This is a genomic window from Microbacterium sp. UBA1097 (genome assembly GCF_002313585.1).
In the GTDB taxonomy this organism is placed as follows: domain Bacteria; phylum Actinomycetota; class Actinomycetes; order Actinomycetales; family Microbacteriaceae; genus Microbacterium.
Map to the genome: position 1 here is coordinate 86,018 of NZ_DCBW01000012.1, position 14,725 is coordinate 100,742.

The 14,725-nt window shown below is 66.4% G+C and carries 11 protein-coding genes; 1 reads left to right on the plus strand and 10 read right to left on the minus strand.

Annotated features, from left to right (window positions below; genetic code table 11):
• Positions 1-39: 39 nt before the first annotated feature.
• From B4F19_RS03275 to B4F19_RS03310, 8 genes are all read right to left on the minus strand, one after another.
• Positions 40-951 (minus strand): PfkB family carbohydrate kinase, encoded by a 912-nt coding sequence (locus B4F19_RS03275; RefSeq protein ID WP_292729711.1) that lies wholly within the window; start codon positions 949-951, stop codon positions 40-42.
• On the minus strand, positions 948-1,448 hold the full coding sequence (locus B4F19_RS03280) for an FBP domain-containing protein (RefSeq protein WP_228177908.1): 501 nt from the start codon (positions 1,446-1,448) through the stop codon (positions 948-950). Before B4F19_RS03280 ends, B4F19_RS03275 begins: the two co-directional genes overlap by 4 nt.
• Before the next feature lie 55 nt (positions 1,449-1,503).
• Positions 1,504-2,295 carry a hypothetical protein gene (locus tag B4F19_RS03285; protein ID WP_292729706.1) on the minus strand — a complete coding sequence of 264 codons (792 nt, stop codon included), beginning with the start codon at positions 2,293-2,295 and terminating at the stop codon, positions 1,504-1,506.
• The gene (locus B4F19_RS03290) at positions 2,282-4,204 is read right to left on the minus strand and encodes a glycoside hydrolase family 13 protein (RefSeq protein ID WP_292732794.1); all 1,923 of its coding nucleotides are present in this window, start codon (positions 4,202-4,204) and stop codon (positions 2,282-2,284) included. The genes B4F19_RS03285 and B4F19_RS03290 overlap by 14 nt, the downstream gene beginning before the upstream one ends.
• Positions 4,205-4,325: 121 nt before the next feature.
• A complete protein-coding gene (locus B4F19_RS03295) occupies positions 4,326-5,801 on the minus strand; it encodes an alpha-amylase (protein ID WP_292732796.1) in 1,476 nt (491 codons plus the stop codon).
• A gap of 3 nt (positions 5,802-5,804) precedes the next feature.
• Entirely contained in the window at positions 5,805-6,797 is a 993-nt protein-coding gene (locus tag B4F19_RS03300; RefSeq protein WP_228177904.1) for a sugar ABC transporter permease, read from the minus strand.
• Position 6,798: 1 nt separating this feature from the next.
• The gene (locus tag B4F19_RS03305; RefSeq protein WP_228178032.1) at positions 6,799-8,421 is read right to left on the minus strand and encodes an ABC transporter permease subunit; all 1,623 of its coding nucleotides are present in this window, start codon (positions 8,419-8,421) and stop codon (positions 6,799-6,801) included.
• 72 nt (positions 8,422-8,493) lie between these two features.
• Positions 8,494-9,729 carry a sugar ABC transporter substrate-binding protein gene (locus tag B4F19_RS03310; protein WP_228177903.1) on the minus strand — a complete coding sequence of 412 codons (1,236 nt, stop codon included), beginning with the start codon at positions 9,727-9,729 and terminating at the stop codon, positions 8,494-8,496.
• A 206-nt stretch (positions 9,730-9,935) separates the two neighbouring features.
• Between B4F19_RS03310 and B4F19_RS03315 the strand changes: the two genes are divergently transcribed.
• Complete coding sequence (locus B4F19_RS03315; protein WP_228177902.1) at positions 9,936-10,424, plus strand: YajQ family cyclic di-GMP-binding protein; 489 nt, start codon at positions 9,936-9,938, stop codon at positions 10,422-10,424.
• Positions 10,425-10,452: 28 nt separating this feature from the next.
• Here the strand turns inward: B4F19_RS03315 and B4F19_RS03320 are convergent, their stop codons facing one another.
• On the minus strand, positions 10,453-13,842 hold the full coding sequence (locus B4F19_RS03320; RefSeq protein ID WP_292732798.1) for a DEAD/DEAH box helicase family protein: 3,390 nt from the start codon (positions 13,840-13,842) through the stop codon (positions 10,453-10,455).
• Between the two features lie 60 nt (positions 13,843-13,902).
• The coding region (locus B4F19_RS03325; RefSeq protein ID WP_292732800.1) for an HNH endonuclease signature motif containing protein at positions 13,903-14,725 on the minus strand (823 nt) is incomplete at its 5' end.

Genomic DNA, 14,725 nt, shown 5'->3' on the forward strand with positions numbered 1-14,725 from the left:
CGAAGCGGGGGCCCTTGAACAATTGTGGGCATTGCGGTCTCAGGTGCCGATGGGATCCATGTGGTCGTCGGCAAGTGCATCCGGGGTTCGCAGCAGAGCACCGTGGAAGCGGCAGGTCGCCGCGGCGATGTCCATTGCGGTGCCGAGCACGTCAGTCCACTCGTCCGCGGTCGTGGGGTCTTTCTGCACAATCCCGGCGACGAGGGCGGCGAGGGATGCATCCCCCGCGCCCATGGTGTCGGTCACCGCCCCGGGAAGGGACGAGACGGGCTTGGTCACTGTTGCCGGATCGGTGACCAGCGTCGCTCCTGCGGCACCCCGGGTGGCAAGAACGGTCGGCACGCCAAGCTCTCGCATCCGGGTGACCGCGGCATCCAGGTCCGTCTCGTAGAGGAGCGTCGCGTCGTCGTCACCGATCTTCACGACACCCGCCCCGTCGGCGAGCGCTTCGAACCCGCGGCGGAACTCGTCGAGGTCCTTCATCATGCCGGTGCGAGGGTTCGGGTCGATCACGAGGCGATCGGATGCCTCGCCCACAGCGTCGATGAGCGCCGCGGTCTGTTCGGCGTCGTCGAACGGGTAGCAGCTGACGACGATGCGATCGGCATCCGCGATAGCAGCTCGCTGGGCTTCATCGAACGTGAGATGACGGGCCTGGGCCGCGTCGTTGAAAACGTAGGTCGGTTCACCGTCGACCCGCACGCTCACGGCTCGCGAGCTTCCGAGCGGTGAGGGAGAGGCGAGTAGTTGCACGCCGTAGTCGTCGAGGTAGGCCCGGATCTTGGCACCGGCCTCGTCGTCTCCGACCATGGCAATCAGCGTTGTCGGCACGCCCAGTCGCGACAGGCCAACAGCCACATTCAGTGCCGCTCCCCCGACGAACTCCTTCACGCCGGCGTCGTCGCGCAACTCGTCGATCAGCGCATCGCCGATCACTACCACCGAGCTCATGCCGGGGCCTCTCCGTTCTCGAGCACACGCGCGACGAACGCTTCGGTGCGGCGCCGTGTGCCATCAATTTTCAGGTCGACGCTACCGCGCATCTCACTGGGCGCGAGCGGCGCGGCCAGCCGCACGTTGTCGTGGCACGAGAGGTCGGTGCAGATGTAGGTGCCGACGCTGTCACCGTGAGCGCCAGCGTCCCCGGCGCGTCGCGCGGTGAACAGTGAGACCTGGTTGCCGGGCTGCATCGTGTGGCACAGGTTGCACATCGCCGCTCGCGACCGCGACGAACTGTCGGATGCGCGAAGCACGACTCCCCGCGGCTCTCCATCGACTTCGGCAACGAGGTATCCGCGGCCCCGGAACTCGGGGTCGCGCCAGGCGAGAAAGTCGAAGTGATACCAGTCGGTCGTGCGGGCACTCAGCGGAACCTCGATAACGCGAAGCTCGTCGGGTGCAGCGTTGACGAACGACGCGCGAAGTTCCTCTTCGGTAAGCGGACGCATGCCACCTCCTCCCCCGACATCCTACGAAGGTGGCAGCTCACGGAGCAGGGTCTGATCAGTCTCCGGTCCATCCGAGTCGAGCTGCTACCGCGTCGGCCGCACGACGCGGGAAGTCCACCCAGCCGCGCTCGAGCCCACAGAGGATGTCGAACAGCGCCCGCGCCGCCGGCTCGACCTCCTGCGCGACGGCGCGCGCGATCTGCTCGGCCAGCTCCGGGAAGTCGGCTTCGAACCGACGTAGCGGATCGATCCGATCCCGCGTCGGTCCGCACCGGTCGGGAAACCGTCCACGGATCGTCCGCACAAGCAGCTGCACGGCCCAGGTCCTGACGAACTGCCCAGCCACGAGCACCTCTCCGCGGCGAGCGCGGCCGACACCGATGAGGATCTTCACGAGCACGAGTCGAGCGTCCTGGGCGGGATCGAAGCGGTCAGCGAGTGTTGCCCGCTCGCGCGCATCGTCGATGAGGTCGGTCACCGTGTCGGATTCGTCGTCCAGGGCTACCGTCGCGTCCCCGGCGACGGCGCCGGATAACTCGGATGCTTCGGCCACCGCAAACTCCATCACGTGGCCGTCGTCGTAGACGGCGACGAAGCCGATCTCACCCTCACGGGCCGTCAGCGCGAGCGAATCCGGGTCGGGAAGCCAGCCGAGGTCAGGGCGCAGGGCCTGGCCCCGACCCGGCGCGACAATGGCCAAGAAGTCGTGATCCGACCACTCATCACGGCGGTCACGGGCTTGGTCGGATGCCGATCCGAGCAGCGCGAGGCCGACGAGGTCGGGATGCCGCGCAACGCCGTCCACGAGCCCGCGACTGAGCTCGTCGAAACGCTCAGGCGTCGCCATCGCCCGATCCTTCCCGAGACTCCGGCACATCGACGCCCGGGAGGGCCCAGGCTGCAAACGTGGGGCCCGTCGACCGGATGCCGACTCTGCCGTCCGCTGCGGCTGCCAGCGCCGCATCACCGAAGAGTGCCTCCGCACGTTCGGCGCCGAGCAGCGCTGCTGAAGGAAGCGTGACGTCGGCATCCGTCGTGGCTGCCAACACGAGGATTGATTCCTCAGCGCTCTCGCGCACGAACACCACCGCGTTCTGGTCGACGTGGACCCAGCGCAGACCCCCGTTCGCCAGGCCGGGATGCCGGCGCCGCAGCGCGATGAGCTGCCGGTAGAGGTCGAGGCGGGCGGCGACCTCGGGATCCGACTCGGTGCCCCACGGCATCGGGGTGCGGCTCGCTTCACCGTCGGCGCCGACGAGGCCGAACTCGTCGCCGGCGAACAGCACTGGCATCCCCGGCAGTGTCATCGACAGGCCGACGGCCAGCGGAATGGCCTCCGCCGGTGCGTTGGTTGCGAAGCGGGCGGTGTCGTGACTGTCGAGGGTCTGCATGTTTCCCAGCCGCACGCGCCACGGGATGCCCGCCGTGAACCGGGTGACGGCGCCGACGAACTGTCTCGCGTCATAGCGGGGGATGCCGCCGACCGGTTGCCCGAAGAACCACGGCTCCGTCCGCTCCTGCCCGTCGCCGGTGAGGTAGGGCGTCCCCGTCGGCTCGCACAGCCACGCCCACAGCGGCCGCGCGAACGACGGGTAGGTCATCGCGCCGTGCCACCCGTCGCCGGTGAGGTCGCCGGATGCGTCGTTGGTGATCTCGGCGATGAGGATCGTGTCGGGATTCGTCTCGATCATCGTCTGCCGCGTCAGCTGCCGGACCTCGGCGTTCAGGTCGACGTCTCCGAGCCGCCCCGTCATGTTGGCGACGTCGATCCGCCAGCCATCGAGCGAGAACGGGGGGTTGAGCCACTGCGCAACGACCGAATCCGGCCCTTCGACGAATCGGCGACGCAGCTCCGACGAGGCCCAGTTGAACTTCGGCAGGGTGGGGGTGCCCAGCCACGACTCGTAGCGGGTGCGCTCGGCATCCGTGAAGTAGTAGAACTCGCCCTCGGGCGCTTCGGGATTCCCGAGCGCCGCCTGGAACCACTCGTGACGGTCGCCGGAGTGGTTCGTGGTGAGATCGCCGATGACACGGATGCCGCGCTCATGCGCAGCCGCAACGAGACGGATCAGCGCCTCATCCCCGCCGAGCAGCGGGTCGACGCGCGTGAAGCTCGACGCGTCATACCGGTGATTCGAGGCCGCAGGGAAGAAGGGGGTGAGGTAGAGCAGGTTCACACCGAGGTCGGCGAGGTGGTCGAGGTGCTCACGGATGCCGTCGAGGTCGCCGCCGTAGAACTGCTGCGAGCGCCCGGGCATGACAGGATCGACCGGTTCGTCCCACCTCGCGGGGATCGCCCAGTCGGGGGTCGGATGCCGATCCGCCGCCTCCGAGCGGGCGAACCGGTCGGGGAAGACCTGATACATGACGGCGTCGTACATCCACTCCGGCGGGGCGGGGTGAGCGACCAGGGCGAAGTCGTCGGCGTCGCGGGTTTCGAGATCGGACAGGCCGGCCTGGTTGAGCCACTCCACGCGGCCGGACTCGTGGACGAGCAGCCAGCGGTAGCCGTGCCGGCGGTTACGCACGACGATCGGGGCCTCCCACCAGCTCCAGCCGTCGGCGGTCCCGAGTTCGGTCGCCTCAGTCCAGGCGGGTTCGTGGTCGGGATTGGAAAGAGTGCGTACTGCCCGCAGCGCGGGATAGTCGGCGGGAACACGCAGTCGAACGCGAACGAGCTCACCGAGCGCGGGCGTCTGGGTGGAGACGTGGAGGGGCGATCCGTCGTGGTGTGGCAGCAGGGTGGGCGTGGTCATGATCGGTCCGTTTCGAGAGGTCGGCGCGGTGCACCGTCGGTCGGGGAATCGTGGTTGCACGGCCGCGGCCATGACAGAGCCCTCAGATTGTTCTTCAGTTATGGAGTCGGGTTCTTGCGGGTCAGCGCCTCGAGCCGAGATGGATGGCGGCAGCGGCGCCCGGGTCCAGGTCGAACACAGCGATGCCACCGGAGACGGAGTACTCACTTCCGGCGCACCCGCCGTCGCCGGCGGCATCCGGTCCCCCGGTGATGACATCACAGTAGGCACCGTCGGGCATCGTCGTGGGGACCTCGATGCTCTGGATGTCGTCGCCGACGTTCACGGCGACGACGCCGCGACCTTCGCGCTCGAAACCGTAGGCGTCGCCGGAGTCGACTCCCGGCATCCGGGGCGCGTCCCCCGCCATCGCGCGGAACTCGAGCATGCCGCGGATCGCCGGCCAGCTCTGCACGCACGTGCGCTCACCGTCGGCGAGATCGGATACGGGGCCCGTCGTGTCCGCACAGCTCGCATCAAGGACGCGGCCGTCGGCATCCGTGGGTGCTCCGGCATCCCGGTCACTGAAGGCGTACCCCGAATAGAGGACGGGGGTGCCGTAGTCGTCGGCGAGCATGAGCGCGTTCGCGATGATGTAGAGCTGCGGATCGCGCGCTGTGACGTTCGCTTCGCCCCGCTCGGTGTCGTGATTGTCGACGAACACGATGGCCGCCTCCGAGGGAACCTGTTGCGGGCGGTCATCGGAGAGAACGGGATCCGAGAAGACCCCGTTCTCGAGGGGCGGGGTGAGCTCGCGGGCGTACGTGAATTCGAAGACCTCCCCGAATCCTTCGTACTCTTCAGGCGCGATCGGTTCACCGGCCCCGCGGATGACCTCGCTCATGATGCGGGTACCCTGCGGCAGCTGCGAGACGATGGCCTCGACATCCGTCGCGGGAATGTGTTTGGCGGCGTCGATCCGGAATCCCGACACCCCGAGCGAGAGCAGATCCTCGAGGTAGGCGCCGATCGTCGCACGCACCGTGGGGCTCGCGGTGTCGAGATCCGCGAGGTTCACCAGTTCACAGTTCTGCACCTGCTCGCGGTTCTTATAGAGCTGGATGTCGTCGTTCGCTGTCAGCCCGCAGCGGTGGAAGTCGGACTCCGTGTACAGCCCCGGGTAGTCGTAGTGCGCGTACGCTGTGCCGGCGTACCCAGCGCCGGGTTCGTCCTGGCCGGTCATGTGGTTGATGACGGCATCCGCGATCACCTCGACACCGGCGGCGTTGCAGCGCTGCACCATGTCGGCGAACTCGTCCCGGGTTCCCAGGCGCGACTCGAGCTGGTAGCTCACGGGCTGGTACGACGCCCACCACTCGTCGGCGGCGATGTGCTCCTGCGCTGGCGAGAGCAGCACCCACGCGATCCCGGCGGGCGCGAGCGTTGTCTCACACTCCTTGGCCACAGAGGTCCACGGCAGCTGGAAGAGCTGGATGCCGACATCCGGTGCGGCAGGCTCGGGGACCTCGATCGAGGCCTGCGTGCAGCCGGCGAGCAGAAGCACCGCGGCCGAGACGGCGGCGACCACCGCCCCGGCGCGGGCGCGAAGGCCCGACATCCGTTACTTCACACTTCCCGCAGTCAGGCCCCCGACGATGTAACGCTGCAAAGCCAGAAACAGGGCGACCGGCAGGATGGCGGCCAGCACCGCACCGGCGGCGAACACCGACCAGTTCTTCGAGAACTCGTCCGAGATGAACTTGTACAGGCCGACGGCGAGCGTCTGCTTATCGGGATCGATCAGGATGACGCTCGCGAGCACGAATTCGCTCGAAGTCCCGATGAACGACAGCAGCCCGACCACCGCAAGGATCGGAGCGACCAGGCGCAGGATGATCGTGAAGAAGATCCGCGCGTGCCCCGCACCATCGATCTTCGCGGCCTCGTCGATCGACGACGGAACCGTGTTGAAGAACCCGTACATGAGATAGGTGTTCACCCCGAGCGCGCCGCCGAGATACACCATGATCAGCCCGATCTGGGAGTTCAGCCCGATCGCCGGGAAGATATCACCGATCGCCACCATCAGCAGGAAGATCGCGACGACGGCGAGCAGCTGGGGGAACATCTGCACCACCAGAAGCGTGGTGAGGCCCACGCGACGCCCCGTGAACCGCATGCGCGAGAAGGAATACGCCGCGAGCGCGCCGAGGAACACCGTTCCGGCCGCCGTGACGAGCCCGATCACGAGCGTGTTGACGAACCACGCGCCGTAGGGATGCTGGGCACTGGTGAACAGCGAGACATAGCTGTCGAGACTCAGGCGCTGGAAGAGGCCGTTGGCCGTCAGCAGCGTGCCGTTGGGGTTGAAGGATGCCGAGATGACGTACAGCAGCGGGAAGATCGCGAAGATCCCCACCAGGATGCCGATCAGGTGGCGCCATCCGGTCTCGCGGAAGTAGCGGCGGAACGGCCGTTTGGGCGCGGGGGCACCGCCGGGGACGCCGGCTCCCCCGCTGCCGCCGTCGCGGCTCGAGGTGATCTCGGTGTCTTCGTCGGCGACCTTCTCGAGAAGGCCCTTGGCGGCCGGGGCGCCGGGACGGAAGTCGCTCATGTCAGTTCAACTCCTCAAGTGCCTTGGTCTGTCGGAACGCGATGATCGAGATCGTGCCGACGATGAGGAAGATGATGATCGAGAACGCGCTCGCCAACCCGTAGTCGGCAGTCGAACCGACGAAGGCGACCTTGTAGACCATCGTGATCAGGATGTCGGTGGCGCCGACGTTGACGCCGGCTGTCGCATCCCGGGGCCCACCGCCGGTGAGCATATAGATGAGGCTGAAGTTGTTGAAGTTGTAGGCGAACGAGGCGATCAGCAGCGGTGCCACGGCAACCAGCAGCAGTGGGAACTTGATGCTGCGGAAGACCTGCCACGCGTTGGCCCCGTCGACCCGGGCAGCTTCCTGCAGGTCATCAGGGATTGACTGCAGCGCGCCCGTGCAGATGAGGAACATGTACGGGAATCCGAGCCAGAGATTCACCAGGATGATGCTGAACTTGGCCAGCCACTCGTTCGTGAGCCACGGGATGTCGGCGCCGCCGAACAGGACGACGTTGATGAAGCCGAACTCCTGGTTCATCATGCCCGCCCAGACGAGCGCCGAGAGGAACCCGGGGAACGCGTATGGGAGGATCATGAGGACCCGGTAGTACTTCTTGGACTTCATTCGCGGATCGTTGAAGACGATCGCGAGGAACAGTCCCAGCACAAAGGTCGTCGCCACCGAGAGGAAGGCGAAGACGAACGTCCAGATGAGTACCGAGAAGAACGGTCCGCGAATGGACTCTTCGGTGAAGGCGCGCGTGAAGTTGTCGAAGCCGACGAAGATCTGCCAGCCGGGAAGCAGTTCCGTGCCGTCCTCGGCGGTGAAGGCGCCGGTGCCGATGTCGTAGTAGACCGTGCCCGTCCGGGTGTCGGTCATCGTATCTGCCTGCTCGTCGTACACGAGCTTGGACAGGTAGACGTACGCGCTGGAGCCGTCGGGGGTGCGCAGCGACCCGTCGTTGGGGTCTTCGCTGATCTGCACCGCCATCGCGGCGATCTGCTGCTGGTTCGCGACGATGTCGGCGAACGTGAAGCTGTTGTAGCCGTCGAGACCGACAGCCTTGCCGCCGTCCATCTGGGCGTTCTCGACCGGCTCGAGCGGGTTCTCGTCATTTCCGATCTCGACGCCCCCGTCAGGGTCGGTGACCAGGAACGACAGCTCCCCGAGCTGTTCAACGATCGTGAGCTTGTAGGCGGGGGAATCGGGCACCCGCTCCTGCGCTTGGAGGAGGAGCGCGTTGACGGCGGCGTCCTTGTCACTGTTGTGACCGGTGCCGTAGTTGGTGAAGGCGACGTAGGCGGTGTAGCCGGCCGCGAAGATCTGGAAGACGAAGAGGAAGATGAGCCCTGGAATCAGGTACTTCGCGGGCAGGTTTCCGCGGCTGAAGTAGATGTAGTTCGCGAAGCCCGTGATGAGCAGGATGACGACGATCGGCACCCACTGCTGGCTCTGCATGAGCACGAGCACGGAGTAGAGCGCGAGCGCGTCGATGATCGCCATCGCGACGATCTTCAGCAGCAGGACCTTCCAGCCGACGCCGGCAGTCTCGGCGATGCGGCGGGCGCGCTGTGAGCGCTTCTCACGCCGCGGGTCGATCGCGGGGTCGCGATTCTCGGTGGTCGGAGCAGACATCCTCATCCCTCTTCCTGAGCAGGGTACGAGGTGGGGTGGCGCTTACGCACCACCCCACCTGCGTGGATCGGATTACTCGATCGCTGCCTGGACGTCGGCCGCCATCTGCGTCCACAGCGCCGGCGCGTCGCCGCCGTTGATGATCGCAGCCTCGGTCACGCCCCAGTACTGCCAGACCGAGCCCATCTCGGGGATGCTCGGCATCGGCACGGCGTTGGCGCCGACCTGGCCGAACCCGGCGACCACGGGGTCGCTCGCTTCGACCTGGTCGAAAGCGGCCGTCAGCGCCGGGGCGCGGCCGCCGACCTCGTAGAGGGCAATCTGCACGTCTTCGCTACCGACGTAGTTGACGAGGAACTCGTTGGCAGCGAGGGTGTTCTCGCTCTCCGAGCTCAGGAAGAAGCCCTGCACGCCGGCGAACGGCTGAGCGTCCTGGCCACCGGCCGAGGGGATCGCGTCGACGGAGAAGTTGATCCCCGCCTCTTCGATCGCCGGGACGTTCCACGGGCCGGTCAGGAAGAACGGCGACTTGCCCGAGGTGAAGTTCTCCAGAGCGAGGTCACCGGTGATGTTGGTGTTCAGGATGCCGGCAGCACCCTGCTCGCCTAGCCAGTTCGCGAACTCGACGCCACCTTCGTTGCCGATCTGCAGGTCGTCGGCGTTGTAGCTGCCGTCGGCGTTCTGACCGAACACTGGCGCACCGAACGAGGTCTGGAAGGGGTACAGGTGGTACGGGTCGGCGGCTTCGGGGTCAAGGCCCACGAGGAAGGGGTACTCGGTACCGGCGGCCTGACCCTTGGCGATCATGTCGTTGTAGTCGGTTGCAGCCTCGGACACGAGATCCGTGTTGCGGATGAGGGCGATGTTTTCGATCGCGTAGGGAACGGCGTAGGTCTGGCCGTCGTAGGCCCAGGCGTTGATGGCGACATCCTCGAAGTCGCCCGCCTTGTCGCCGAGCTCGACCGGTGCCACGACACCGTTGGTCACGAGGGTTCCCAGCCAGTCGTGCGCGCCCACCGCGATGTCGGGGCCTTCACCGGTCGGAACCTGCTGGACGAACTGGTCGCGGATCTCGCCGAACTCCTTCTGGACGAGCGTGACCTCGACGCCGGTCTGCTCGGTGAAGTCGGCAGCCGCCGCCTCGAGCACGCCTGCACGGTCGGCGTCGACCCACACGGTGATGGAGCCGGACATGTCCGGCGCCGTGGTCTCGCCACTGTCTGAGCTGCCCGCGCAACCGGCGAGGGTCAGAGATGAAATCGCAGCGATCGCGCCCAGGGCGACGATGCTCCTCGTGTTCACCTTCATTGGTGTGTGCCTCTCTTGAGTGCTGATGTGATCGGCCGTCGCGAGTGTTCCGCGTCGAACCAGTGTGCTCACGGGTTCTGCAAGCGCTTACATTTGTATCATCCGCGTGACAATAATGCGAGAAGACGGTTGGTCATCGATATCAGTTCGTGACTTCCCACAACGGTGGAAGCGCTTCCATGCCCTAACCCCCGTAGACTTTCGACATGGCTGATTCATCCTTCGACATCGTGAGCAAGGTCGACCACCAGGAGGCCGACAATGCCCTCAACCAGGCCCGCAAAGAGGTCGAGCAGCGCTACGACTTCAAAGGCACCGACGCCTCGATCGCCTGGAGCGGTGAGCAGATCCTCATCAAAGCCAACTCCGAGGAGCGCGCGAAGGCCGTGCTCGACGTGTTCCAGTCGAAGCTGATCAAGCGCGGGATCTCCCTGAAGAGCCTCGACACGGGTGAACCGACGGCCAGCGGCAAGGAATACCGCATCGTCTCGAGCCTGAAGGACGGGATCTCTCAGGAGAACGCGAAGAAGATCGGCAAGATCATCCGCGACGAGGGCCCCAAGTCGGTGAAGTCACAGATCCAGGGCGATGAGCTGCGCGTGCAGTCCAAGAGCCGGGATGACCTGCAGGAAGTCATCCGGATCCTGAAGGCAGCCGACCTCGACGTCGACCTGCAGTTCGTCAACTACCGCTGATCCGCCCCGAACACCTCCGTGGTGGCGGCTAGGCGGATGCCGAGTCGTGGGGCTCGGCCGACTCGTCGAGCTGACGCAGGCGTTCGATGAGGTCGGTGACCTGCGCCTCCGTGAACAGGGCATCCGGCCCCTCGGAAGCGACTCCCGTGAATGGGTCTTCGTAGAGTCGACGCGGGTCGAGGTGGCCCGCGATCGTGAGCTGCTCGACGATGAGATCGACGAACACGTGCTGGCGGTGTGTGAAACCGGATGCCGCCACGAAGTCACTGAGCGCGGCTTCGGCCGCTGAACGATCGAGCCCGACGATCGAACGGATGAGTCGCCCGAGGCCGCGTGCTTCGTCGGCCTGAGCGCGCAGCTGCTCGGCATCCACTCCCCCGACGCTGATGAGGATCGCCTCGAGTTCGGCGAGATCGACGGCGGTGAGTTCGCGTCCGGTCCGAAGCTTGCGCAGCGCGAGGTTGTCGCGATGCGCCACGAGGAATCCGAGGATCTTCTCGCGAAAAGCGCGACGGTCCAGCCCCGGCATGACCCGCGCGATGTCGACGTCGCGGCGCTCGGCGATCGTGTCGGCGAAGTCCGTGTACATCGGATGCTGGCCGCTGGCATCGATCAGACGCACGAGCCCGCGCAGGCCTATGCGGACAGACTCCAGATAGGTGAGGCTCGCGGCATCCCACCACTCTGGATCGGTGATGGCGCTGAGCAGCGCAGCCTGCTGATCAACGGCCGGGATGCCGCGGCGCTGAAGCAACGCGGCAGCGACGTCGCCGACCCGTGCAACGATCAGCTGCGGCACCGGGTCGCCGCCGGCAACGGCGACCTGCGCCTCGAGCAGCAGCAGGTCGAACCTCTTCGCCGCTTCGTCGGTGTCGGTTTCGGAGGCCGTCGGTAGTCCCGCGAGGGCGGCGGCGCCATCCACGTCGGCGGGAGTGAAGTGCTGCCACGCCTGGGCGGGGGTGAAACGGTCGACGGCGCGCAGATGCTTGCGAACGAGGAAGTTCTGGCGGTTCATGCCTCCCACCGCGGCGTGAAGGCGCGTCGCGAGCTGGTCACGCAGCGGCGCAGCATCCGTGTCGTCGCGACCCGCGAGCAGTCCCAGCAGTCGCAGGCGTGCGAGGAACGCGCGCTCCGAGACGGATACCGTTCGATGACCGGAAGCCTCGGGAATGTCGGCGTTGAAGTACTCGATGTTGCCGCACACGTCGAAGATGATGAAGTCAGTCTTCGGCTTGCCGGGCCCGTACAGGTCGGGACGCAGTCGGGTGCCGCGTCCGACCATCTGCCAGTACTTCGTCTGCGAATGCACCGGCTTGAAGAATACGAGGTTGACGACATCCGGGATGTCGATGCCGGTGTCGAGCATGTCGACGGAGATGGCGATGTGGGGCTTCGCGCCCGGGGTCGAGAACCTGTCGATGAGGTCCTGAACGTAGGGCCCCGAGGCGTGCGTGATGATCGCCGCCGTCTGGCCGCGTTGCTCGGGGAAGTTCGCGTCGAAGCGTTCCTGGATGAACTCGGCGTGCTTCTGGTTCTTCGCGAAGATGATCGTCTTGCCGAGCACGTCGCCGCCCTGGACGTACTGTCCCTCATCGACGAGGATCTCGAGGACCTTGTCGACGGTGTCTTCGTTGAACAGCCAGCGGTTCAGGACTGCGGCATCCACCTCGTCGGGGATGTCGCCGTCCTGCCATTCGAGGGCGTCCCACTGCTCGCGTTCCTCGTCGCTGAGGTCGGCGTAGCGGATGCCGCGACTCATGAACCCGAGGTCGATGACGCGAGCTCTCGGCGGCACGAGGAAACCTCCCGCGATCGCGTCGTCGAGTTCGAAAGCGTCGGTGGGTACTCCATCGTCGAGCTCGAAGAGTCGATACGTGTTGTGGTCGATGTCGGCTCGGGGTGTTGCGGTGAGACCGACGACGAGCGCGTCGAAGTAGTCGAAGATCTCGCCGTACCGGTTGTAGATCGATCGGTGTGCCTCGTCGACCACGATGAGATCGAAGTAGCCGGGGCCGAAGCGGCGCAGGTTGTCGTCTCCCGCGTCGATGAGGTTCATCACCGTCGCGTACGTGGAGACGAAGACACGGCCCTCGCTGTCGCGGTCGGTGAGCAGGTTCACGGGTGCACTGTCGGGCAGGTGCGTCTTGAAGGCGCCGACCGCCTGGTTCACGAGCGCGGTGCGGTCGGCGAGGAACAGCACCCGCTTGACCCAGTTCGCGCGCTGCAACACGTCGACCAGCGCGATCACGGTGCGGGTCTTGCCGGTTCCGGTGGCCATGACGAGCAGGGCTCGGCGCCGCTTGTGCTCGAACGCGTCGCTCACAGCGCGAATGGCGCGCAGCTGGTAGGACCGCTCGACGATTCCCCGATCGACCGCGACGGTCTCGAGGGGTCTGAGCATCGTGCGCCGCTGCACGGCCAGCAACAGTTCGTCTTTCGTGAGGAATCCTGCGACCTTGCGTGGAGGGTAGCGTCGGTCATCCCAGTACCAGGTGTCGTACCCGTTCGTGTAGAAGATGAGCGGGCGCTGGCCGGTGTCGCGTTCGAGGGCATCCGCGTAGATCGCGGCTTGCTCACGGCCCTCTTTCGCGCTCGTCGAGGTGCGCTTCGCTTCGACGACGGCGAGCGGCTTTCCGTCATCACCCCACAGCACGTAGTCGACCTTGCCGGTGCCCGACGGGCTCGGGATGCCGGTCACCGGCCACTCGCGGTCGCGGGCATCATCGAGCGGCCAGCCCGCTTCGTGGAGCAGCAGGTCGATGAGCTGTTCGCGGGTCTGGGCCTCGGTCGCGTCGGTCGGATCCGCGATTTTGTGCGTGGTGCTGCGTTGGGCGTTCTCGGCCTTGAGCCGCGCGATGTCTGCGCGTAACTCCTCAATTTCGGCCTGCGCTTTGGCGCCGAGCGCCGCCGCTTCGCTCAATTGCGCACGGGCGTTGTCGAACTCGGCTTGGATTTTGAGGAGTTCGCTACGTGCTTGTCGTACGACTGACTCGGGTGCCGGTGGCACGCGGTCGAACGCGAATGGTGCCGGCTGCGGTGCTGCCGGGTCGCCATAGCAATGGTGAAGCCAGAGGCACACGCGGTGCAGCTGCTCGAGGGAGCCGCGCGCCCGCGCGAGCGGCATCTCGTCATCCTTGTGGACGGCGTCGTTGCCGACGAGACGGATGATCTTGAGGCTGCCGCAGATCGAGTCGCCGACGGTGTCGCGGAACGCCCTCTGCGCGGTCAGGTTGGCGAAGGTGTCGTCGTAGGGGCGCTCGAGGTTCTCGGCGGAGTAGATCCAGGCGGTGAAGAGTTCGGCAGCGCGTCGAGCGTACGTGGCGGATGCCCGCGGGTCGGCGCGTAGATAGGCTTCGGCGCGCGCAGCGGCGTCACCGACCTGCGGCCACGCCTGCGCGACGAAGTCGAAGTTCCCCACCGAACGGCTCCTCTGTCAGGAGTCGCCGGCCGACCCCTTGAGCCGATGCTACTGGGACCGTCAAGCCGCGTTGGGGTAGAAGGTGGGGAGGTGTCGTTCGGGCTTCACGATGTATCGGCGCCCGTGTGGGGATACCCATTCCAGGGACCCGTCACCCAGGTGGGTGATCTGCCACCCGCCGTGATGCTTCACGGTGTGGTGGCCCTGGCAGAACGGTGCCGTGTTCGTCACCGATGTTTCCCCGCCGTCTGCCCACGCGACCGAATGGTCGATCTGGCACTGCGACGCTGGTTTCGAGCATCCCGGTCCCATGCACCGGTCAGCCCGCCACTTCACCAGTTTCGCGAGCTCCGGTGGTGGCCGGTACTTTGTGCGCCCGACACTGATGACGGCCCCGGTTTCGGGGTGGGTCAGTACCCGCATCCACCCTGACGCGTTACCGGCGAGCTCCCGGGCGGTCTCGATCGGGATCGGGCCGACCCCCTCCACCTCCGCCGGGTCGGTCACCCCGTCGACGCCGAGGAGCGCGAGGGCGGGGACGGTGACGACAACGGTCGCGCGGATCCCGCGCGCCTGCTCCGGGTGTTGGGGAACGGTCCCGTCGATGAGGAGGTCGCAGAACACGTCAGCGCGGATCTCATCCAGACTCCGTTCCGACCCATCCCCCGGTTCCCCGCCTCGGGTCGAACCGCGGTCGTGGTCACGGATCACGACAGCTTTCTGGGTGACTCGCCCGTAGATCGCGTGGGCTTCCACCGACGGGACCAGAGCGTGCACCCACGACATCGAATCCCCCGCCGGCTCCACCATGATCCGACGCCCCCGCACCGCGACCTGGTGACGTTCCGTCAACGTGGGGGCGGTTTCCCGGTCAATCAGGCGG